Genomic DNA, 22,162 nt, shown 5'->3' on the forward strand with positions numbered 1-22,162 from the left:
GGTCGGCAGCCCCCGCTAGTGCAGTGCCGGCGCGTCCAGGGTCAGCGTGCCCGCGTCGGCGTCGAGTTCGGCCGAGGCACCGAAGGGGATCGTCAATGCGTCCTCGCCGTGGCCGAATCCGAACTCCTCGACGACGGGCACCCCGAGCCCGCCGAGCCGGTCGGCCAGCAGGGGCCGCACCCGTTCCTCGTACGGATCGCACTCCTGCCAGGAGCCGAGCAGCACCCCGCGCACCCCGTCGAGCCAGCCGGCGCGCAGAAGCTGCGTGAGGTACCGGTCCAGCCGGTACGTCTCCTCGCCCACGTCCTCCAGGCACAGCAGTCCGCCGCGTGCGCCGGGGCGGGCGTGCGGGGTGCCCAGTTCGGCGGCGAGCAGGCTCAGACAGCCGCCGAGGAGGACGCCCCGGGCCCGCCCGGGGACGAGCGGGCCGCCGCCGGAGGCGATGATCCGGACCGTCTCCGGGGCGAACAGCGTGGCCCGCAGGTGGTCCTGCGCCCGCGCGCTCTTGAGGAAGTCGACGCCCGCCGCCATGGGCCCGTGCAGCGTGACCAGGCCGAGCCGGGTGGCGAACGCCTCGTGCAGCGCGGTGATGTCGCTGAACCCGACGAACACCTTCGGCCCGGCCGCCCGCATCGCCTCCCAGTCGAGCAGGTCCACCACGCGCTGCGCCCCGTAGCCGCCCCGCGCGCACAGCACCGCGTCGACGGCCGGGTCGCACCAGGCGCGCTGGAGATCCGCCGCACGGTCGGCGTCGGTGCCCGCCAGGTAGGGGAACTCGCCGTGCCGGTCCAGGACATGGGGTGCGACCACCGCGTCGAGGTCCCAGCCGCACAGCAGGTCGAGTCCGGCCTGCAACCGCTCCTCGGGCACGGGTCCGCTGGGCGCGACGATCGCCACCCGGGCGCCGGGCGTGAGCCGCGGCGGCCGTACGAGGTCCTTCACTTGGCCAGCTCCAAGGTCGGGATGCCGGGCGCGCGCAACCCGAACACCTGGGCGTACAGGGAGAGTTCGGCCTCCAGCGCGCGGCGCATGGTGTCGGCCCGGCGGAAGCCGTGTCCCTCGCCCTCGAAGGCGAGGTAGGCGTGCGGGATCCGCCGTCCGGCCAGCCGGGCGAGCAGGCGCTCGCTCTGGGCGGCCGGGCAGATCACGTCGTCGAGCCCCTGGAGCAGCAGGAACGGCACGGTGATCCGGTCGGCGTGTTCGACGGGCGAGCGTTCCGTGTAGCGGCCGGGCACCTCGGTGAGCGGCCCGACGAGGGTGTCCAGGTAGCGGGACTCGAAGTCGTGGGTCTCACCGGTCGCCCAGCCGGTGAGGTCGAGGACGGGGTACTTGATCGTGCCGCAGGCGTAGACGTCGGTGGTGGTGAGGGAGACGGCGGCGGTCCAGCCGCCGGCGCTGCCGCCGCGGATGGCGAGCCGGTCGCGGTCGGCGGTCCCCTCGGCGGCGAGGGCGAGGGCGACGGCCGCGCAGTCCTCGACGTCGACGACGCCCCACTGCTCGCGCAGCCGGTCGCGGTAGGCGCGCCCGTATCCGGTGGATCCCCCGTAGTTGACCTCGACGACGCCGATGCCGCGGGAAGTGAAGTAGGCGATCTCCAGGTCCAGGACGAGGGGCGCGCGGTCGGTGGGGCCGCCGTGCGCCCAGATGACGTAGGGCGGCAGTTCGGCGCCGGGGGCGGCGCAGCCGGGGTGGTGGGGCGGGTAGACGTGGGCGTGGATCTCGCGGCCGTCGGGGCCGGTGAAGGTGCGGATCTGCGGCTCGGGGTAGTAGGCCGGGTCGACGGCGTCGTCGTGGTCGGCGCCGATGACCCGGGCCCTGCCGGTCCGGGTGTCCAGTTCCACGACCTCGTAGGCGCTACGGGGGCTTGCGGCGACGGTGACGACGCGTTCGCCGTGGACGGCGAGGGTGGGGGCGACCTCGGTCCAGGGGCCGGCGGCGTCGACTACCTCGCCGGTCTCGGGATCCAGTATGCCGAGGACGGTCGACCCCCGGCCGTGGACGACCGCGATCAACCCGTTCGCCAGCGGCGCGAACCAGCGCCGGCCGAGCTTCCACAGGGCCCCGCCGAACTCCTCCTCGCGGCGGCAGAGGGGGCGCCCGTCGCGGTACAGGTTCCACCACCCACTACGGTCGCTTGCATACAGCAGACCGCCGTCTGTCGACCACTCGACCTGGGCGATCGACTCCTCCGCCCCACCGGCCACCGTCCGCGCCGCCCGCAGCGTGCCGTCGGCACCGACGTCGGCCACGAGCAGCTCCGTGCCGTCCCACGGCATCCACGGATGGTCCCAGGCGAGCCACGCGGCCCGGCTCCCGTCCGGGGACAGCCGCGGCCCGGTGACGAACCGCCTCCGGTCGTCGGTGAGTTCGCGTACGGCGGCCCGGTCGTCGGCGGCCGACCCGTCCAGCGGCACGGCGGCCAGGACCCGGCGCACCTCGGTGGGCCCGTCGCCGGTGAACTCCTCCAGTACGCACCACACTTCACCCCGGTCGGCCAGCACCTGCGGGTCCGCCCAGCGCAGCCCGCCGCCCACCGCCGAGACCGGGGTGAGCGGCCGGGGCTCACCACCGGGCTCCCAGCGGTACAGCCGCTGGTCGGCGAAGTGCGTGAACACCACCAACGGCCGCCCGTCCCGCCCGACGACCGCGTCCCAGGGCCGGCCGCCGTACTCCATCACCCGGCTGCGCACGTTCCACGGCGCGGGCAGCAGGACATCCTCACGCCCGCCCTCCCCTCTCCCACCACCGCCCTTCCGGCGAGGCGCTGCGCGCCCCGCCTCCTCATGGCACCGCCGCACCAGGGCGCGGCGGCCGCCCTCGTCGGGCCGGGGCTCGGTCCACCACACCTCGTCGCCGACGAAACCGACGTACTCGGGCCGCCCGTCGTGGGCGGCGGTCAGGGCCGCGTCGACGGGCGACGGCCACGCCCCGTACGGCAGGATGCGCACGTTCCCCCCTCAGTCCCTAGGCCGTCCGCAGGAACCGGTCGAGGACGCGGACACCGAAGTGCAGCGCGTCGACCGGCACGCGCTCGTCGACCCCGTGGAACAGGGCCTGGTAGTCGAAGCCTTCCGGCAGCCTCAGCGGCGAGAAGCCGTAGCCGGTGATGCCCAGCCGGGAGAACTGCTTGGCGTCGGTGCCACCGGACATGCAGTACGGCACCACGTGCCCGTCGGGCGCGAACTCCCGTACGGCGGCGGCCATCCGGGCGTACGTCGGTGAGTCCAGGGGGGCCTGGAGGGCGACTTCGCGATGGTGGAACTCCCAGTCGACGTCCGGCCCGGTCAGCTCGTCGAGCGTGGCCCTGAACTCCTCCTCGCCGCCCGGCAGATACCGTCCGTCCACGTAGGCGACGGCCTCCCCCGGGATCACGTTGACCTTGTAACCGGCGCTCAGCATGGTCGGGTTGGCGCTGTTGCGCACGGTCGCCTCGACGAGGCTGGCGGCCGGACCGAGCTTGTCCAGCAGCCCGTCCACATCGCTCAGGTCGGTCTCGATGCCGTAGAGCGCGGCGAGTTCGGTGAGCGCGCCCCGCACGGTCGGGGTGAGGCGCAGCGGCCAGTCGTGCTCGCCGATGCGGGTGACGGCGGCGGCGAGCCGGGTCACCGCGTTCTCCCCGTTCACCTTGGAGCCGTGTCCGGCGCGGCCGCGCGCGGTCAGCTTCAGCCAGCCGGTGCCGCGCTCACCCGCCGCGATCGGGTAGATCTGCCGCCCGGCGCCGTCATGGAAGGTGAAGGCGCCCGACTCGCTGATGCCCTCCGTGCAGCCGTCGAAGAGCCCCGGGTGCCGGTCGGCGAGGAAAGCGGAGCCGTCCTCGGCGCTGGCCTCCTCGTCGGCGGTGAAGGCGATGACGAGGTCGCGTCGGGGCCGTACGCCCTGGCGGGCCCAGGCCCGGACGACGGCCAGGATCATCGCGTCCATGTTCTTCATGTCGACGGCGCCGCGACCCCAGACCACGCCGTCGCGGATCTCCCCGGAGAAGGGGTGCACGCTCCAGTCGGCGGCCTCGGCGGGGACGACGTCCAGGTGGCCATGGACGAGCAGGGCGTCGGCGGACGGGTCGGTGCCCTCCAGCCGCGCGACCACGTTGGTGCGGCCCGGGGTGCGCTCCAGCAGTACGGGGTCGAGCCCCGCCCCGGCCAGTTGCTCGGCCGCGTACTCGGCGGCGGGCCGCTCCCGGCAGTCCCCGCCGCCCCGGTTGGTGGTGTCGATCCGGATCAGGTCGGACGTGAACCGCACGACCTCTTCAAGGGACTGACGGTCAGCCATACTGCTCCTCCACCGCGGCCGAGGCGATCGTGGTGACCGCCTTGAAGGTGCGGATCCCCTCGTACATGGTGTCGCTGGTGTACGCGACCTTGCGTTCGCCGATCCGGTCGACGCCGGGCACCACGGTGACGGCCTGAGCGAGGTGTTCGGCGTCGAACTCGACGGCGACTGTATACGGTCCACCGACGACCGGATCCTGTCGTACGGCGAGCGTGGCGGCCTCCTTGGCGGCGGCCCGGATGTCGGCGGCGGTACGGGCCGGTGTACGGCACACGGCCGCGTACCGCGACACATGGTCCTTCACAGCGACCTTGAGCGCCTCGGGCGCGTACCCGAGCGCGTCCTCGCAGGCGATGTCGTCCCCGGTGACCAGCACGACGGGCACCCCGTACTCGGCGACGACATGCGCGTTGAGGAGTCCCTCGCTGGCGCGTACGTCGTTCAGCCAGACGCCGGTGATCTGGTTGGCGAGGTAGGTGTGGGCGAGGACGCCGTCCATGCCGGCGCCCGCGTGGTAGCCGACGAACGCGATGCCGTCGATGTCGCCGTGCTGCACGCCCTCCACCATGGACAGCGTCTTGTGCCGCCCGGTGAGTATCCGCACCCGCTCGTCGAGCTGCTCGAGGAGCAGGTTGCGCATGGTCCAGTGGGCCTCGTTGACCAGTACCTCGTCGGCGCCGCCGTCGAGGAAGCCGAGCACGGCGGCGTTGACGTCCGAGGTGAACATCGCCCGGCACCGCTCCCACTGCGGGGTCCCCGGCAACACGTCGGCCGGCCAGGTCACCCCCGTGGCGCCCTCCATGTCGGCGCTGATGAGGATCTTCATGCTGCCTCAGGTTACGCGCCGCCGAGGGAACTTCCTACGAGCCGGACGGGCACCTGACGCGCGGCCGGGGCCCGGGCCCCGGCCGCCCGGTGAGTCGTCAGTCGGTCCGGCCCGCCACCAGCCAGCGTGACGGCAGCTGGACGCGCTGTCCGTCGGGGCCGTACTCCGTGGTGGTCAGCGGCAGCTCGCCGGAGGCGAGGACCGTGAGGCCGGCGCTGCGCAGATGCTCGGGCACCGCCGCGTCAGGTATCTCGCCGGGCGCGATGCCGTGCCGGAAGATGGGCGCGATCTTGGGCGGCGGCCCGGACGGTCCCAGGGCCAGTCCGCCGAGCACGGCCCGGGCCGCCTCCGACGGCTCGACCAGGAGGACCCGCCCGCGCCGCCCCACCAGCGCCGCGACACCGTCCACCAGCGGCTGCCGGTCGTCCGGCGGGCACTGGTGCAGGACGCCCCGCATGTACACGTTGGCATCGCCCAGCTCGGCGTGCAGGGTCTCCGCCGCGCCCTTCTCGGCCGCGTCCAGCAGCCGGTAGTCCGCCCGCCCGGCACGGTCGGCGCGCCGGGCGTGGTCGAGGGCCGCCTCGGCGAGGTCGACGCCGACCACGCGCGCGAAGTGGCCGGCGAGGAAGCGGGTCTGGGTGCCGTTGCCGCAGCCGAGGTCGACCAACGGCAGCCCCGCGTCGAGGAGATGGGGTGCGAGGAGCGGCAGATGGAGGTCGGCGGTCACCTCCGCCTCGGCGTCCCAGAACACCTCCCCCGGCGTGTCGGGCGCCTCACGCCAGAAGCCCTCCCATGCCTCGCGGTACCGACTCGTCACACTCATGCCCAACTCCCCAGGGTGGTCGGCCGATCCGTCTCATCGACGGGCGAGTACGGTCTATCGCCCCTGGGCGGACGCCACAAGCGCGGCACGTGGCCCCGCGCCGGTCAGCGGCGCGGCAGGGTCAGCTCGAACCACACCGACTTGCCCGCGCCGGTCCGGCTGGTGCCCCACTCCCGTGCGAGGGTGCTCACCACCCGCAGTCCGCGCCCGAGTTCGTCACCGGGCCCCGCGTTCAGCAGCGTCGGCAGCTCGTGGTCGTCGTCGTCCACCTCGCACAGCAGGGTGTCGCCGCGCACCAGCCGCAGGGCGACGGGGCGGCCCCGGGAGTGCCGTACGGCATTGGTGACCAGCTCGCTCACCAGCAGCTCGGCCGTGTCGACCAGCTTAAGCAGGCCCCACTCGTGGAGCTGTTCGCGCACGACGGCGCGGGCCCGGCCCACCTCGGCGGGCACCGGCGGAAGGCGCCACTCGGCCACGTCGTCGGGTTCCACACCGCCCAGCCGGGCCATCAGCAACGCCACGTCGTCCTTGCGGTCGCCCCGGCCCGCCTTCGAAAAGGTCACGGCCAGGGAGCGGATGATGGTGTCGCAGGCGTCGTCCATGGAAGCGGCCGGATGGGCGGCGGACTCGCACAGTGTGGCGAGTCCCACGCCGATGTCCTCGCCACGCACCTCGACCAGTCCGTCGGTGCACATCACCAGCCGGTCGCCGGGCTGTACGCGCACGCGTACGGCCTCGAAGGGCACCCCGCCGACGCCGATCGGCGCGCCGGTGGGCAGGTCGAGCAGCTCGCTGCGCCCGTCCTCGGCGCGGACCAGGACGGGCGGGATGTGACCGGCGTTGGCCAGGTGCAGTTCACCGGCGATCGGGTCGTACACGGCGTACAGGCAGGTCGCGAGGTAGGTGTCGCCGAGCCGCTGGGCGAGGGCGTCGAGGTTGCGCAGCAGCTGGGCGGGCGGCAGGTCGAGCGCCGCCATGGTCTGCACGGCCGTCCTCAACTGGCCCATCATCGCGGCCGAGTTCAGGCCGTGGCCCATGACGTCGCCCACGACGAGGGCGGTGCGGGCGCCGGGGAGCTTCACGGAGTCGAACCAGTCGCCGCCGACACGGCCGAGCAGGGTGCCCGGCAGATAGCGGGTGGCGATGTCGCAGCCCGCCATGCGCGCGGGGATGTGCGGCAGCATGCTGTCCTGGAGGGTCTCGGCGACGTTCTCCTGGTACGTGTACATGCGCGCGTTGTCGAGCACGAGGCCGGCGCGGGCGGCGAGTTCGGCGCCGGTGACCTTGTCCATGTCGTTGAACTCGACGCGCTCGGGGTGGCGCAGCAGGATCATGAAGCCGAGGACGACATTGCGTGCCTTGAGCGGTACGACGAGCATGGACCGGCCGGTGATCAGGGGCCGGATGTCGCGCTTCTCGAACTGCGAGGCGATGGCGTGGCCCATCTGCTCGCTGATGCGCGGCACGAGGACCGGCTCGCCGGTGGTCATGCACTGGAAGAACGGGGTGTGTGCCGGGAACGGCATGGCCTCGCCGACCGGCACGACATCGTCCCAGCGGCCGGGTTCGTCGGTGTGTTCCAGGGCGACCCGGTGCCACATGGTGGTGGTGTCGGGCACGCCCTCCGGGAAGCCCTCGCCGGCGACGACCTGTTCGCGCAGATAGGTGCCGGCGACGTCGGTGAAGCGGGGCACGACGGCCTTGCTCACCTCGACGATCGTCCGGGAGAGGTCGAGGGAGCTGCCGATGGCGCCGCTGACCTCGTTGAGGAACTCCAGGCGTTCACGGACGGCGGTGTGTTCGAGGTCCTCGCCCTCGTCGGTGAGGTCCTCCTCTATCGGCAGCCCTTCGGCGGCGGCCCGGGCGGCCCGCTCGCGTCGCGCCCTGCGCTCGACGCGCCGGGACACGCCCCAGTCGGGGGTGACGGGGACGCGCTCGCTCTGGCTGAACTCCAGGACGGGGTAGCCCAGTTCGAGGATCTGGGAGACGATGCGGGCGCTCTCCCCGACGCTCATGCTGGGCAGGATCTGCGGGAGTTCCCGGGCGAGGTGCTCGGCGCCGGGGAAGTCGGTGTGCAGGGCGAAGCCGGGTGCGATCCGCTCGACGGCGAAGGTGTCGTCGGGTGTGTCGCCCGGGTGGAGTCCGCCCGCGTCGGCGGCGAGGACGAGCAGCCGCTCCGGTCCGGGCCCGACCAGCGGGTAGGCCCACCACAGCACGTCGACCCGGTCTCCGACGGGCACGGTGAGCCGGGCGCGGCCGGCTGCCGGGTAGGACAGACCGCGGTCCAGGGAGGGCCCGAGGCCGGGTCCGAGGCCGTCGTAGGCGGCGTACTCCGCGTACGGGAGGTCCTCGTCCACGTCGGGCAGGGCGCCGGAGACGGGCAGCAGGTCGATCGCGGGCTGTCCGATCGCCTCTTCCTTGCCGACCCGGAAGAGCCTGCGGGCTCCGCTGCTCCAGTGGGAGACCAGGCCGTCGCGGTCGATCACGACCACGGCCAGGGGGACGCGCCCGGCATCGGAGGCCGGCGGCTCCGCATCGGCCCCCGCTCCGCGGCTGGGAGGTGCGTCCCTGTCGGTGCCACGGTCCATGGCCCTGACCCTCTCTCCCCAGAGCTGTGCAAGATCTGTTCCGCTGCCACCACCGTACGGCGCGGGCCAGTCGGGATGTGCGGCAATTCTGGAATTGGTTTCACCGGGTCGTCGCTGGGTAGCGCGGTGCCGACGCGTCGTCAGTCCTCGTGGCCGAGTTGCAGATCGCGTTCCGTGCGGCCGCCGCCCGCGACCCGGAGGACGGTGACGACCGGCGGGTGGCCGGAGGCGATGACGGTGCACTCGCCGGAGGCCAGGTCGACGAACCGGAAGGTTCCGTCCGGCCCGGTGTTCAGGTGTCCACGGCACGGCCGGCCGCGTCCCGCAGCGTCACGCGCGCGTCGTCCACCGGACGGCCGCCACCCGTGCGCAGGTGCCGCGCAGCACCGCGCCGTGAGCGAGCTCGATGTCCTGGCGGGCCTCCCGGTACGCCGGCACGGTGACGGGCGGCGCGGCCGGCCGGGCGGAAGGCGGGTGCCCGCCCGGAGGGGGGACCGACGACGGAGAGGGTGTACTCACCGGCGATCAGTACGGTGATCTCGTAGCCGCCCTCGTGCCCGCTGCGGATGCCGGCGACGACCTCGCCGTGCGCATTGGTGAGGGTGACGGCGGCGGCGCGCACCGGGGTGCCGTCGGCGGTGAGCACCTGTCCGGTGAGGCCCGGGGCTGGTGGCCGCCGGCGGCGGCGATCAGGACGTACGCCCCGGTGACGTCGATATCTGCTCCAGCGCCGCGAGGACCAGTGCGGGCGAGTTCGGTGGTCGGGGCGGGTACGGGGCCGGGCCGTCCGGTGGGAGCGCTGGTGCCGCCGTCGCCTCGCGCTCCAGAGTGGTTCCGCCCACGTGCCGCTCCCCTCGTCGCACTTGCCACAGAACTGCCGCGTGAAGCGGCAACTCCCGACAAGCGCGACGAGTTACGGAACCGACCCGGTCCGAAGCGACAACCACTCGAACCGGTGACGGGGATCAACCCGCCGGGAGACCGAGGCGTTACGAGGACTTCTCGACCTCGGCCGCGAGCCGGGCGAGCACGGCGTCGTAGATCCGGCCGAGGCCCTTGGGCGCGAACGTCTTCTCGAAGAAGCCGCCGATGCCGCCGGCGCCCTTCCAGGTGGTGGTCACGACGACGCGTGAGCTGCCCTCGCCGGCGGGGGTGACACGCCAGGTGGTGACCATCGAGGAGTTGCGGTCCTTCTCGACGAGCTCGCCGTCGGTGGGCTCGGTGACCTCCAGGAGGCAGTCGCGCACCCGCTTGCTGGTGGCCTGGAGCTTCCAGTGGACGAGGGTGCCCTCGCCGTCGCCGCCCTCGCGCACCTCGTACTCGCTGAACTGCTCGGGCAGCAGCTTCGCGCGTGTGCCGCTGTAGTCGGCGAGCGCGTCGAACACCGTCTCGGGGTCCGCCGCGACGACCCGCTCCGTGGTGGCCTCCACCTGCGCCATGGGCTCCTCCAGCTCTGTTCTCTCGGGGTTGGGGCAAGCCAACCACCCCGGTCCCCGGCCCCCCAAATCGGGGCCTGTCAAAACGATCAGAAAACACCCTCACACGATCATGGGAACAGATGTTCTATTCTGGGGCCAGCTCTACCGAGGAGGCGCCATGCGCTGGGAGAACCTCTCCGCGGACTCCGGTCACAGCCGTGCGGCCGACGCCGCACTGTTCGGCGCGGACGCGGTGACCGTCCGTACGTTCGACACGCCCGAGTTCGCCGGCATCACCTTCCACGAGGTGCGGGCCCGCTCGGTCCTCAACCGGGTCCCCGGCGCCTCCCGCATGCCGTTCGAATGGACGGTCAACCCCTACCGAGGTTGCACACACGCGTGCGTGTACTGCTTCGCGCGCAAGACCCACAGCTATCTCGACCTCGACACCGGGATCGGCTTCGACACCCAGATCGTCGTGAAGGTGAACGCCCCCGAGGTGCTGCGCCGCCAGCTGTCCTCGCCGCGGTGGCGGGGCGACCATGTCGCGATGGGCACCAACGTCGACTGCTACCAGCGCGCGGAGGGCCGCTACCGGCTGATGCCGGGCATCCTGGCCGCCCTGCGCGACCACGCGAACCCCTTCTCGATCCTCACCAAGGGCACGCTGATCCTGCGCGACCTGGAGCTGCTGAGGCAGGCCGCCGAGGTCACCGACGTCGGCATCTCCGTGTCGGTCGGCTTCACCGACGCCGAGCTGTGGCGCACGGTGGAGCCGGGCACCCCCGCTCCCGAGCGGCGCCTGGACGTCGTACGGACCCTGGCCGAGCACGGCATCGGCTGCGGCGTGCTGATGGCGCCGGTGATCCCCTTCCTCGGTGACCAGCCGGCCCAACTGCGCGCGACGGTACGGTCGATCGCCGCCGCCGGGGCCACCTCGGTCACCCCGCTCACCCTGCACCTGCGCCCCGGCGCCCGCGAGTGGTTCATGGCCTGGCTCGGCCGGCACCACCCGCACCTGGTGCGCCGCTACGAGCGGCTGTACGCGGACGGCGCCTACGCCCCGAAGTGGTACCAGCGCCGGATCACCCGTCAGGTCCACGACCTGGCACGGGAGTACGGGATCGGCCCCACGCGCGCGGGACTGCCCCGTCGGACGGCGGCGCCCGAACCGGCGGAGGAGCCCGAGCCGGCCGGGCCGACCCAACTCACTCTGATCTGAGCGCGTTCGAGCGCATCCGGCGACCCAATCGGGTCAAGTATTGCCAGAACGGGTTCTTCCGGGCTTCCTTTCCGGGACGATGCGGCGAGGGCCGTGACCCACGCGGTCCGCTCCCCCTCCGCCCTGGGAGACCCCATGAAGAAACGCGCAGCCGTGCTGTGCGCTGCCGCCGCCGTCGTGGCCGGGACGCTCACCGCCGTGCCCGCGAACGCCGGTCCCGCGGAGTCCGCCCCAGCCCCGAAGCTCACGTGGAAGAAGTGCGCCACCACCGACTATCCGACGCTGCAGTGCGCGTCCCTGGACGTGCCGCTCGACCACGACGACCCGCACGGGAAACAGATCACGCTGGCGCTGTCCCGCGTCCCGCACACCGCGCGGACCTCCCAGGGGCCCCTGCTGGTCAACCCGGGCGGCCCCGGCGCCAGCGGGCTGTCCCTCGCCGGGTTCGTCGCGTCGTCGCTGCCGAAGTCGGTGGCGGCGCAGTACGACGTCGTCGGCTTCGACCCGCGCGGGGTCGGCCGGAGCACACCCGCGCTGAACTGCCGGCCGGGCCACTTCGCCCCGGTGCGCCCCGCGTCGGTGCCCAGCACGCCCGCCATCGAGCGGGCCAACCTCGAGCGGGCCCGGTCGTTCGCGGAGGCGTGCGCCGAGAAGCACGCGGATCTGCTGCCGCACATCAACACCCTCGACACGGCACGGGACATGGACGCCGTCCGCGCGGCGCTCGGCGCCGAGCAGCTGAACTACTTCGGCTACTCCTACGGCACCTACCTCGGCGCGGTGTACGCCAAGCTGTTCCCGCAGCGGGTGCGGCGCCTGGTCCTGGACTCGGTCGTCGACCCCACGGGCGTGTGGTACGACGACAACCTCACCCAGGACCACGCCTTCAACGACCGCCACCGCGCGCTGATGGCCTGGATCGCCAGGTACGACGCGACGTACGGGCTCGGCACCGACCCCGCCGAGGTCGAGACCAAGTGGTACGCGATGCGGGCGGCGCTGGCCGAGAAGCCGGCCGACGGCACAGTGGGCGCCTCCGAACTGGAGGACACGTTCCTGCCCGGCGGCTACTACAACGGCTACTGGCCCTATCTCGCCGAGGCGTTCGCCGCGTACGTGAACGAGGAGAACACCGGTCCGCTGGTCGAGGCGTACGAGAACTTCGCTTCGGTCGACGCCTCCGGGGACAACGGCTACAGCGTCTACGCGGCGGTGCAGTGCCGGGACGCCGCATGGCCGGCCCGCTGGTCGCAGTGGCGGTCGGACAACTGGGTGGTGTCCGCGAAGGCGCCGTTCATGACCTGGAACAACGCCTGGTACAACGCGCCGTGCGCGTTCTGGCCGACGGGCACGCTGAACCCGGTGAACGTCACCAACGGCGAGCTGCCGCCGGTCCTGCTGTTCCAGGCGACCGGCGACGCGGCCACCCCGTACGAGGGCGGCGCGATGCTGCACGCGCTGCTGCACGGCTCCAGCCTCGTGGTCGAGCGGGGCAGCGGGAACCACGGCGTCACGCTGAGCGGGAACGACTGCCTGGACGGGCATCTGGCCCGGTATCTGACCGACGGCACGGTGCCGCGCGGCATCGGTGAGGTCGACGCGGAGTGCGCCGCGCTGCCCGACCCCGAGCCTCTGGATTCCAAGGTGGCCACCAGCACGGCCTCCGGCTCGGTGCTGCACGGGCTGCTGGGCTTCCGCGGCTGACGGCCGGGCAGCTGACGGTCCCTCGGGGGCGGGCGTTGTCACACCCGTGGTCCACCATGGACGCATGAGTGAGCTGACCAGGATTCCCGCCCCCGACGGGGTCGCCCGCGCCGCGCAGTACACGCATGTCGTCCTCGGCACCGGCCGTCTGGTCGCGGTCTCCGGCCAGCTCGCCCTCGACGAGGACGGCGAGCCGGTCGGCGAGGGCGACCCGGGTGCCCAGGCCCGTCAGGTCTTCGAGAACCTCCGTCGCTGTCTGGCCGCGGCCGGGGCGACCTTCGACGACGTCGTCAAACTCACCTACTTCGTCACGGACATGGCCCATATGCCGGCCGTCCGCGCGGCCCGCGCCGCGCACATACCCGACGACCGGCTCCCGGCCGCTTCGGCCGTGCAGGTCGCGGCGCTGGTCCGTCCCGAGTTCCTGCTGGAGATCGAGGCCCTGGCGGTGGTGGACCGATGACGCCGCTGGTCCGGGAGTCGACCCCGGCGGACTGCGACCGCGTCGCCGAGATCCGCGTCCGGGGCTGGCAGACCGCCCACCAGGGCCTGGTCCCGCGGACGTATCCGGACGCCATGAGCGTGGCCGAGGACGCCCGGCGCCTCCGGGGGCGGTGCGCGCAGGCCGACGGCAGCGGGACGGACCTCGTCGCACAGCGGGCGGACCAGGTCGCCGGCTGGGCCGCGCACGGACCGTACCGGGACGGCGCCCACCGCACCGCCCTCGGACCACCCGCGCATGTGCCTCTGGGTCCGCAGGGACAACGCCCGGGCCCGCCGCTTCTACGAGCGGGCCGGCTTCCGGGCCGACGGGTCGCCGCCCAGGCGCTCACCCAGGTCCCGGAATCCGGGCCAGCGCACGTACCGCCGCCTGCGCCAGGGCCGGGTGGGCGAGGGCCTCGTCGAGGACGGGGCGGGCGCGGGGGTCGGCCAGTTCTCCGAGGCCGTCCACGCAGGCGAGGGCGATGCGGCGGTAGGGGTCGTGCGGGGTGAGGCGGCGGCGCAGGGTGGTGACCAGGGCCGGCACGGACTCCGGTGCGCGCAGCTCCACCAGGAGGCGGACGGGGTGCAGGGCGTAGGCGACGCGCAGTTCGTTGGTGGCGAGCGCAGCCGCCGCGCGGGCGGTGCGCGGGTCGTCCAGCCGGGCCAGGGCGTGCGCGGCGGAGGCGCAGCGGGGCGGGTCGCGGTGGTTGAGCAGCAGGACGAGGGACTCGAAGGCGCGCCGGTCCCCGGCCGTGCCCAGCCGGAAGGCGGCCAGCTCCCGGGCCCACAGCGGCTGCCCCGCCTCGGTGAGCACGGCGGCCAGTTCATCGGCGTCCTCGGTGGCCGCCAGCCGCTCGAAGGCCGCCGTGCCGCCCGACTCCCGCCGTAAGCGTTCCGTGAGCGTTCGCAACTCTTCGTCCATGACGCCGAGGGTAGGCGGGGCGTGCGGGCGATGGGAGCCAGATCACAAAGTCCGGAGGGTGGCGCGCTCGTTACCCGGCGGTTAAGCTCATACGAGCGGGTTATCCACTCGCACCCCTCGCGGCGGCCTGGTGACGCAGCCGTCGTGAGAGCAGTCGGTTCGGTACCTCAGGTACCGCAGTACGACTCGGCCTCGGGACAGGGCCGGTCGGATTCTCCGCCGTATCCCCGTAGGGCGTGTGCGCGCCCAGGGGCGACGGCAGGCACCGGGCGTGTGCGCGAGCAGCCCGGCGACACCCGCATTCAGCAGCATCACCCGTGATCTCTTCCGCCCCCGGTGCGCCCCTTCGGCGCACCGGGGTGCGCTCCCAGTCGTCACCCTCATTCCTGGAGTCCCGCGATGGCCACTCCCCTGTCCGACCCTTCCCTGTCCCCGCTCACCACCGTTGCCGTCGTCGGTCTCGGCACCATGGGCACCGGTATCACCGAGGTGCTGGCCAAGGCCGGCCGCGAGGTGATCGGCATCGACATCAGCGAGGCGCAGGCCGCCAGGTCCGTCGCCGCCCTGGAGTCGGCCACCGCCCGCGCCGTCGAGCGCGGCCGGATCACCGAGCAGGAGCGCACCGAGATCCTCGGCCGGGTGCGCACCTCCACCGACCTGCGGGCGGCGGCCGACGCCGACCTGGTCATCGAGGTGGCGCCGGAGTCGTACGAGACCAAGCAGCAGATCTTCCGCGAGCTGGACGGGATCGTGCGTCCCGACACCATCCTCGCGACCGGCACCAACGCCCTGTCCGTCACCCGGCTGGCCGCCGACTCGGCCCGCCCGGAGCGGGTGCTGGGCGTGCACTTCTTCAACCCGGCGCCGGCGATGCGGCTGGTCGAGATCGTCTCCTCGGTGCTGACCGCGCCGCAGGCCGTCGCCTCGGTCACGAACCTCGCGATCGAGCTGGGCAAGGAGCCGGTCGCGGTCGGCGACCGCCCCGGGTTCGTCGCGGACGGGCTGCTGTTCGGCTACCTCAACCAGGCCGCCGCCATGTACGAGGCGAAGTACGCCTCCCGGGAGGACATCGACGCGGCGATGCGGCTGGGCTGCGGGCTGCCGATGGGTCCGCTGGCGCTGCTCGACCTGATCGGCGTGGACACCGCGCGGACGGTCCTGGACGCCCTGTACGCCGCCTCCGGTGACCGGCTGCACGCGCCCGCCCCGATCCTCAGGCAGCTCAGCGAGGCGGGCCTGACCGGCCGCAAGTCCGGGCGCGGCTTCTACACCTACGAGGCCCCGGGCAGCGCCACCGTCGTGCGGGACGCGCTGACGCCGCTGGCCGGCGGCAGCCCGGTGCCCGGCCGCTCGGTCAGCTCGGTCGGTGTCGCGGGTTCCGGCACCATGGCCTCCGGGATCGCCGAGGTGTTCGCCAAGGCCGGCTACGAGGTCGTCCTGGCCGCCCGCAGCGAGGAGAAGGCGCTGGCCGCGAAGGCCAGGATCGGCAAGTCGCTGGCCCGGTCCGTCGACAAGGGCCGGATGACCGCCGAGGCCGCCGCGCAGGCCCTGGACCGGATCGCCCCGGCCGGGTCCTACGACGCCTTCGCCGACGTCGATCTGGCCGTCGAGGCGGTCGCGGAGGACCTGGAGGTCAAGCGGCAGCTGTTCGCGGCGCTGGACAAGGTCTGCAAGCCGGGCGCGGTGCTGGCGACGACCACGTCCTCGCTGCCGGTCGTGGCCTGCGCCCGGGCCACCTCGCGTCCGCAGGACGTGATCGGCATGCACTTCTTCAACCCGGCGCCCGCCATGAAGCTGGTCGAGGTCGTCCGTACGGTGTTGACGGCGGACGACGTCCACTCAACGGTTCACGAGGTCTGCGGCAGGATCAAGAAGCATGCGGTGGACTGCGGCGACCGGGCCGGATTCATCGTCAACGCCCTGCTGTTCCCGTATCTCAACAACGCGATCAAGATGGTGCAGGAGCACTATGCGTCGCTCGACGACATCGACGCGGCGATGAAGCTGGGCGGCGGCTACCCGATGGGCCCGTTCGAGCTGCTGGACGTCGTCGGTCTCGATGTCTCGCTCGCCATCGAGCGGGTGCTGCACCGCGAGTTCCGCGACCCCGGCCTCGCCCCGGCGCCACTGCTCGAGCACCTGGTGGCCGCGGGCTGCCTCGGTCGCAAGACCGGCCGCGGCTTCCGCGAGTATGCCCGCCGCTGAGGGCGTCGGCGACTGGCTGCGCACCGGCGAGGAATGGGGCGGGCTGCTCGGTCCGGGCGGGGCCGCGGCGCCCGCCCGGACCGGCGGCCCGCCGCCCGCGGCGGGCGGGGAAGATCCACGGCGGGCGCGCCGAGCTGCGCACATGCAGTACGTTCGGGTCATGTCCCAGCCCGCCAAGTCCTCACGTACACCAGCCACGCCCGACGCGCCGGAAAGTGCCGCAGGCAGTCGCGCCGCCGCCCAGCGGCTCAAGATGCGCCGCGAGCTGGCGGCCGCGGCGATGGAGCTGTTCGCGACCAAGGGGTACGAGGCGACCACCGTCGACGAGATCGCGGCCCAGGCCGGGGTCGCCCGCCGCACCTTCTTCCGTCACTTCCGTTCCAAGGAAGAGGCGATCTTCCCCGACCACGACGACACCCTGGTGCGCGCCGAGGCGGTGCTGAACGCGGCGCCCGCGCACGAGCATCCGCTCGACACGGTGTGCCGTGGGATCAAGGAAGTCATGAAGATGTACGCGGCCCGGCCGGAGATCTCGGTCGCCCGCTACAAGCTCACGCGTGAGGTGCCCACCCTGCGTGAGGCGGAGATCGCGTCGGTGGCCCGCTACGAACGCCTCTTCACCCGCTATCTGCTCGGCCACTTCGACGAGCACGCGCACGACGACGACGCCAACGACGACCCGCTGCTGGCCGAGGTCGCCGCCTCGGCGGTGGTCACCGCGCACAACCACGTGCTGCGGCGCTGGCTGCGGGCCGGCGGCCAGGGCGATGTGGAGGCGCAGCTCGACCACGCCTTCGCGATCGTCCGCAAGACCTTCGGCACCGGGATCGGCGCGGGGCGGGGGACCGCGCCGAAGTCGGCCGGCCCGGCGGCGGCGCTCTCCGCGCAGGGCGAGGTGCTGGTCGCGGTCGCCCGTACCGACGCCCCGCTGGACGAGGTGATGCGCACCATCGAGCAGGCCCTCAAGGAGCGCTGACCCCCTTCTCACCGCTGTGACAACGGCCACCCCTCGGGTGGCCGTTTTTGCATGTCGACGCCCCTTTCATAGCGTTCCTGCGGCCCCATTCGATCGATCATCGCTCATCTGTTACGTAAAGATTTCATCTGAGAGCAAGTTCTGGCACCCAGTGCCTTGCGGGGTGACACGCGGTGCCATACGTTGAAGATGTTCGGGATGTCCCCGCAGGCCATCGCCTGTCCGCCCGAACGCCTGCGTCACAGGCACCCTCCCGCGCCACAAAGCGCTGCCGAACAGCACCACCCGCCGAACCGACGGCACTTTCCCCAAACCTCAGCAGCACCGACGTAACCCTCAGCGCCCCTCCCTCAGGGCGCTCATCGCCGGAGGCAACACCGTGACCGTGAAGGACATCCTCGACGCGATCCAGTCGCCCGACTCCACGCCGGCCGACATCGCCGCTCTGCCGCTCCCCGAGTCGTACCGCGCGATCACCGTGCACAAGGACGAGACGGAGATGTTCGCGGGCATCAGCACCCGCGACAAGGACCCCCGCAAGTCACTGCACCTGGACGAGGTCCCGCTGCCGGAGCTCGGTCCGGGCGAGGCCCTGGTGGCCGTCATGGCCTCCTCGGTCAACTACAACTCGGTGTGGACCTCGATCTTCGAGCCGCTGTCCACATTCGGGTTCCTGGAGCGCTACGGCCGGCTCAGCGAGCTCACCAAGCGCCACGACCTGCCGTACCACATCATCGGCTCCGACCTCGCGGGCGTCGTCCTGCGCACCGGCCCGGGCGTCAACGCCTGGAAGCCGGGTGACGAGGTCGTCGCGCACTGTCTGAGCGTGGAGCTGGAGAGCTCCGACGGCCACAACGACACCATGCTCGACCCCGAGCAGCGCATCTGGGGCTTCGAGACCAACTTCGGCGGCCTCGCCGAGATCGCGCTCGTCAAGTCCAACCAGCTGATGCCCAAGCCGGGCCACCTCAGCTGGGAGGAGGCCGCCGCCCCGGGCCTGGTGAACTCCACGGCGTACCGCCAGCTCGTCTCCCGCAACGGCGCCGGGATGAAGCAGGGCGACAACGTCCTGATCTGGGGCGCGAGCGGTGGCCTGGGCAGCTACGCCACGCAGTTCGCGCTGGCCGGCGGCGCCAACCCGATCTGTGTCGTCTCCAGCGACCAGAAGGCGGACATCTGCCGCTCGATGGGCGCCGAGGCGATCATCGACCGCACCGCCGAGGACTACAAGTTCTGGAAGAACGAGCACGAGCAGGACCCGCGCGAGTGGAAGCGCTTCGGCAAGCGCATCCGCGAACTCACCGGCGGCGAGGACGTCGACATCGTCTTCGAACACCCCGGCCGCGAGACCTTCGGCGCCTCGGTCTACGTCACCCGCAAGGGCGGCACCATCGTCACCTGCGCCTCGACGTCCGGCTACAACCACGAGTACGACAACCGCTACCTGTGGATGTCCCTGAAGCGGATCATCGGCTCCCACTTCGCCAACTACCGCGAGGCATGGGAGGCCAACCGGCTCATCGCCAAGGGCAAGATCCACCCGACGCTGTCGAAGGTCTACTCCCTTCAGGAGACCGGGCAGGCGGCCTACGACGTCCACCGCAATCTCCACCAGGGCAAGGTCGGCGTGCTGTGCCTGGCGCCCGAGGAGGGCCTGGGCGTGCGTGACCCGGAGATGCGCGCCCAGCACATCGACGCCATCAACCGCTTCCGCAACATCTGAGACACCCGAGGTCATTGATGACTGAGCGTCAGAAGGACCGGCCGTGGCTCATGCGCACGTACGCCGGTCACTCCACGGCCGAGGCGTCCAACGAGCTGTACCGGCGCAATCTCGCCAAGGGTCAGACGGGCCTGTCCGTGGCCTTCGACCTGCCGACGCAGACCGGCTACGACTCCGACCACGTCCTCGCCCGCGGCGAGGTGGGCCGGGTCGGGGTGCCGGTCGCGCACGTCGGTGACATGCGCCGGCTGTTCCAGGACATCCCCCTGGAGCAGATGAACACCTCGATGACCATCAACGCCACCGCCATGTGGCTGCTGGCGCTCTACCAGGTCGTCGCGGAGGAGCAGGGCGCGGACATCACCAAGCTCCAGGGCACGACCCAGAACGACATCGTCAAGGAGTACCTGTCCCGAGGCACGCACGTCTTCCCTCCGGGGCCGAGCCTCCGGCTGACGACCGACATGATCGCGTACACGGTCTCCCACATCCCGAAGTGGAACCCGATCAACATCTGCAGCTACCACCTGCAGGAGGCGGGCGCCACACCGGTCCAGGAGATCGCGTACGCGATGTCGACGGCGATCGCGGTCCTCGACGCCGTGCGCGACAGCGGTCAGGTGCCCGAGGAGCGCATGGGCGATGTGGTCGCCCGTATCTCCTTCTTCGTGAACGCGGGCGTCCGCTTCGTCGAGGAGATGTGCAAGATGCGCGCCTTCGGCCGCATCTGGGACACCCTCACCCGCGAGCGCTACGGCATCGAGGACCCCAGGCAGCGCCGCTTCCGCTACGGCGTCCAGGTGAACTCGCTCGGCCTGACGGAGGCTCAGCCGGAGAACAACGTCCAGCGGATCGTGCTGGAGATGCTGGCCGTGACGCTCTCCAAGGACGCACGCGCGCGTGCCGTGCAGCTGCCGGCCTGGAACGAGGCGCTGGGCCTGCCCCGGCCCTGGGACCAGCAGTGGTCGTTGCGCATCCAGCAGGTTCTCGCCCACGAGAGCGACCTGCTGGAGTACGACGACATCTTCGAGGGCTCGAAGGTGATCGAGGCGAAGGTGGGCCGGCTGGTCGAGGAGTCGCTCGCGGAGATCGAGCGGATCCAGGAGATGGGCGGCGCGATGGCCGCCGTCGAGTCGGGCTATCTGAAGTCCCAGCTGGTGGCGTCGCACGCCGAGCGGCGGGCACGCATTGAGTCCGGTCAAGAGAAGATCGTGGGCGTCAACATCTTCGAGACGACCGAGCCCAGTCCCTTGACCGCGGATCTCGATACAGCCATCCAGACAGTCGATCCAGCCGTCGAGGCCCGCGTCATCGCGTCGCTGCAGAACTGGCGCGACACCCGCTACCAGCCGCCCTTCAACCACCCGCGTCCCTGCAAGGCCCTGGAGCGGCTGAAGGAGGCCGCCAAGGGCACCGACAACCTCATGGAGGCCACCCTGGAGTGCGCCCGCGCGGGCGTCACGACGGGTGAGTGGGCCGGAGCGCTGCGGGAGGTGTTCGGGGAGTTCCGGGCGCCGACCGGCGTGTCGTCGGCGCCGGTGGCCGTGCCCGCCGAGGAGGGCTCGGCGCTGGGCGACGTGCGCGCCCGGGTGGACGCCACCGCCCGCGAGCTGGGCTGCGGCAAGCTGCGCTTCCTGGTCGGCAAGCCCGGCCTGGACGGGCACTCAAACGGCGCCGAGCAGATCGCCGTGCGGGCCCGGGACGCCGGGTTCGAGGTGGTCTACCAGGGCATCCGGCTGACGCCCGAGCAGATCGTGGACGCGGCCCTCGCGGAGGACGTGCACGCGGTCGGCCTGTCCATCCTGTCCGGCTCACACGCGCAGTTGGTGCCGGACGTGCTGGAGCGGCTGCGTGTGGCCGGTGCCACAGATATACCGGTGATCGCCGGTGGCATCATCCCGAATGGTGACGCCGACCAGCTGCGGGCCGCCGGAGTGGCCGCGGTGTTCACCCCGAAGGACTTCGACATCACCGGAATCATCGGCCGCATCGTCGACGAGATCCGCAAAGCGAACAAGCTCGACCCCCTGGAGGTCCCCGCATGACCGTCAACCGTCTGCGACCCCGCCGCTCCTGTCTCGCGGTGCCGGGAAGCAACCCTCGCTTCCTGGAGAAGGCGCAGGGCCTCCCGGCGGACCAGGTCTTCCTCGACCTGGAGGACGCGTGCGCCCCGCTCGCCAAGCCCGAGGCGCGGCACACCATCGTCAAGTTCCTCAACGAGGGTGACTGGACCGGCAAGACCCGCGTCGTGCGCGTCAACGACTGGACGACCGAGTGGACGTACCGCGACGTCGTGACGGTCGTCGAGGGCGCCGGGCAGAACCTGGACTGCATCATGCTGCCGAAGGTGCAGGACGCCCAGCAGGTCGTCGCCCTGGACCTGCTGCTGACGCAGATCGAGAAGACGATGGGCTTCGAGGTCGGCCGCATCGGTATCGAGGCGCAGATCGAGAATGCACAGGGCCTCAACAACGTCAATGAGATCGCTCAGGCCAGTCCACGTATCGAGACGATCATCTTCGGTCCGGCCGACTTCATGGCGTCGATCAACATGAAGTCGCTCGTCGTGGGCGAGCAGCCGCCCGGCTACCCGGCGGACGCCTACCACTACATCCTGATGAAGATCCTGATGGCGGCCCGCGCCAACAACCTCCAGGCGATCGACGGCCCCTACCTGCAGATCCGCAACGTCGACGGCTACCGCGAGGTCGCCCGGCGCGCCGCCGCGCTCGGCTTCGACGGCAAGTGGGTGCTGCACCCGGGCCAGGTCGAGGCGTCCAACGAGATCTTCTCGCCGTCGCAGGAGGACTACGACCACGCCGAGCTGATCCTGGACGCGTACGACTACTACACGTCCGAGGCGGGTGGCAAGAAGGGCTCGGCGATGCTCGGCGACGAGATGATCGACGAGGCAAGCCGCAAGATGGCGCTGGTCATCTCCGGCAAGGGACGCGCGGCCGGCATGCGGCGCACCAGCAAGTTCGAGATCCCGGAGGCGTGACG

The 22,162-nt window shown here is 71.9% G+C and carries 17 protein-coding genes and 1 pseudogene; 8 read left to right on the forward strand and 10 right to left on the reverse strand.

All coding sequences use genetic code 11. The features are described 5' to 3' along the window. Positions 1-15: 15 nt before the first annotated feature. The 9 genes and pseudogenes from ACH5AC_RS35585 to ACH5AC_RS35625 all read right to left on the reverse strand — a co-directional run bounded on the left by ACH5AC_RS35585 (position 16) and on the right by ACH5AC_RS35625 (position 9,945). Positions 16-942, reverse strand: coding sequence for an LD-carboxypeptidase (locus ACH5AC_RS35585; RefSeq protein WP_398866459.1), 927 nt, complete (start codon positions 940-942; stop codon positions 16-18). Next, on the reverse strand, positions 939-2,948 hold the full coding sequence (locus tag ACH5AC_RS35590) for a prolyl oligopeptidase family serine peptidase (RefSeq protein ID WP_398866460.1): 2,010 nt from the start codon (positions 2,946-2,948) through the stop codon (positions 939-941). The genes ACH5AC_RS35585 and ACH5AC_RS35590 overlap by 4 nt, the downstream gene beginning before the upstream one ends. 16 nt (positions 2,949-2,964) lie before the next feature. Beyond that, positions 2,965-4,269 carry a M20/M25/M40 family metallo-hydrolase gene (locus tag ACH5AC_RS35595; RefSeq protein WP_398866461.1) on the reverse strand — a complete coding sequence of 435 codons (1,305 nt, stop codon included), beginning with the start codon at positions 4,267-4,269 and terminating at the stop codon, positions 2,965-2,967. Then, positions 4,262-5,095 (reverse strand): M55 family metallopeptidase, encoded by an 834-nt coding sequence (locus ACH5AC_RS35600; protein WP_398866462.1) that lies wholly within the window; start codon positions 5,093-5,095, stop codon positions 4,262-4,264. Before ACH5AC_RS35600 ends, ACH5AC_RS35595 begins: the two co-directional genes overlap by 8 nt. 97 nt (positions 5,096-5,192) lie before the next feature. Next, the gene (locus ACH5AC_RS35605; RefSeq protein ID WP_398866463.1) at positions 5,193-5,918 is read right to left on the reverse strand and encodes a class I SAM-dependent methyltransferase; all 726 of its coding nucleotides are present in this window, start codon (positions 5,916-5,918) and stop codon (positions 5,193-5,195) included. 104 nt (positions 5,919-6,022) lie between these two features. Then, on the reverse strand, positions 6,023-8,506 hold the full coding sequence (locus tag ACH5AC_RS35610; RefSeq protein WP_398866464.1) for a SpoIIE family protein phosphatase: 2,484 nt from the start codon (positions 8,504-8,506) through the stop codon (positions 6,023-6,025). Positions 8,507-8,646: 140 nt separating this feature from the next. After that, positions 8,647-9,214 (reverse strand): annotated as a pseudogene (locus ACH5AC_RS35615) (collagen binding domain-containing protein); the annotation flags it as partial. Then, positions 9,196-9,348 (reverse strand): hypothetical protein, encoded by a 153-nt coding sequence (locus tag ACH5AC_RS35620; RefSeq protein ID WP_398866487.1) that lies wholly within the window; start codon positions 9,346-9,348, stop codon positions 9,196-9,198. The pseudogene ACH5AC_RS35615 and the gene ACH5AC_RS35620, both read right to left, overlap by 19 nt. 147 nt (positions 9,349-9,495) lie before the next feature. Beyond that, a complete protein-coding gene (locus ACH5AC_RS35625) occupies positions 9,496-9,945 on the reverse strand; it encodes an SRPBCC family protein (protein ID WP_398866465.1) in 450 nt (149 codons plus the stop codon). A 157-nt stretch (positions 9,946-10,102) separates the two neighbouring features. On the opposite strand from ACH5AC_RS35625, the gene ACH5AC_RS35630 reads away from it, so the two are divergent. The 3 genes from ACH5AC_RS35630 (at position 10,103) to ACH5AC_RS35640 (ending at position 13,313) form a co-directional block, all read left to right on the forward strand. Continuing rightward, positions 10,103-11,146: an Rv2578c family radical SAM protein gene (locus ACH5AC_RS35630; RefSeq protein WP_398866466.1), complete on the forward strand. Its 1,044-nt coding sequence runs from the start codon at positions 10,103-10,105 to the stop codon at positions 11,144-11,146. Positions 11,147-11,281: 135 nt separating this feature from the next. Continuing rightward, on the forward strand, positions 11,282-12,850 hold the full coding sequence (locus ACH5AC_RS35635; RefSeq protein ID WP_398866467.1) for an alpha/beta hydrolase: 1,569 nt from the start codon (positions 11,282-11,284) through the stop codon (positions 12,848-12,850). 64 nt (positions 12,851-12,914) lie between these two features. Then, positions 12,915-13,313: a RidA family protein gene (locus tag ACH5AC_RS35640; protein WP_398866468.1), complete on the forward strand. Its 399-nt coding sequence runs from the start codon at positions 12,915-12,917 to the stop codon at positions 13,311-13,313. A gap of 366 nt (positions 13,314-13,679) precedes the next feature. Here ACH5AC_RS35640 and ACH5AC_RS35645 read toward each other — a convergent pair whose 3' ends face one another. Continuing rightward, positions 13,680-14,255 (reverse strand): adenylosuccinate lyase, encoded by a 576-nt coding sequence (locus ACH5AC_RS35645; protein WP_398866470.1) that lies wholly within the window; start codon positions 14,253-14,255, stop codon positions 13,680-13,682. Between the two features lie 399 nt (positions 14,256-14,654). Here ACH5AC_RS35645 and ACH5AC_RS35650 point away from each other — a divergent pair, with 399 nt between their 5' ends. The 5 genes from ACH5AC_RS35650 (at position 14,655) to ACH5AC_RS35670 (ending at position 22,160) form a co-directional block, all read left to right on the forward strand. Continuing rightward, positions 14,655-16,460, forward strand: a complete 1,806-nt coding sequence (locus ACH5AC_RS35650) for a 3-hydroxyacyl-CoA dehydrogenase family protein (RefSeq protein WP_398866471.1) — start codon at positions 14,655-14,657, stop codon at positions 16,458-16,460. 142 nt (positions 16,461-16,602) lie between these two features. Further along, positions 16,603-17,436 carry a TetR family transcriptional regulator gene (locus ACH5AC_RS35655; RefSeq protein WP_398866484.1) on the forward strand — a complete coding sequence of 278 codons (834 nt, stop codon included), beginning with the start codon at positions 16,603-16,605 and terminating at the stop codon, positions 17,434-17,436. A gap of 385 nt (positions 17,437-17,821) precedes the next feature. After that, complete coding sequence (ccrA, locus tag ACH5AC_RS35660) at positions 17,822-19,159, forward strand: crotonyl-CoA carboxylase/reductase (protein ID WP_398866485.1); 1,338 nt, start codon at positions 17,822-17,824, stop codon at positions 19,157-19,159. Between the two features lie 17 nt (positions 19,160-19,176). Next, on the forward strand, positions 19,177-21,204 hold the full coding sequence (locus ACH5AC_RS35665) for a protein meaA (RefSeq protein ID WP_398866472.1): 2,028 nt from the start codon (positions 19,177-19,179) through the stop codon (positions 21,202-21,204). Beyond that, positions 21,201-22,160 carry an HpcH/HpaI aldolase/citrate lyase family protein gene (locus ACH5AC_RS35670; RefSeq protein WP_398866473.1) on the forward strand — a complete coding sequence of 320 codons (960 nt, stop codon included), beginning with the start codon at positions 21,201-21,203 and terminating at the stop codon, positions 22,158-22,160. Before ACH5AC_RS35665 ends, ACH5AC_RS35670 begins: the two co-directional genes overlap by 4 nt. The last annotated feature ends 2 nt before the right edge of the window (positions 22,161-22,162 follow it).

It is taken from the genome of Streptomyces sp. NPDC018693 (assembly GCF_044391385.1).
GTDB lineage: Bacteria > Actinomycetota > Actinomycetes > Streptomycetales > Streptomycetaceae > Streptomyces.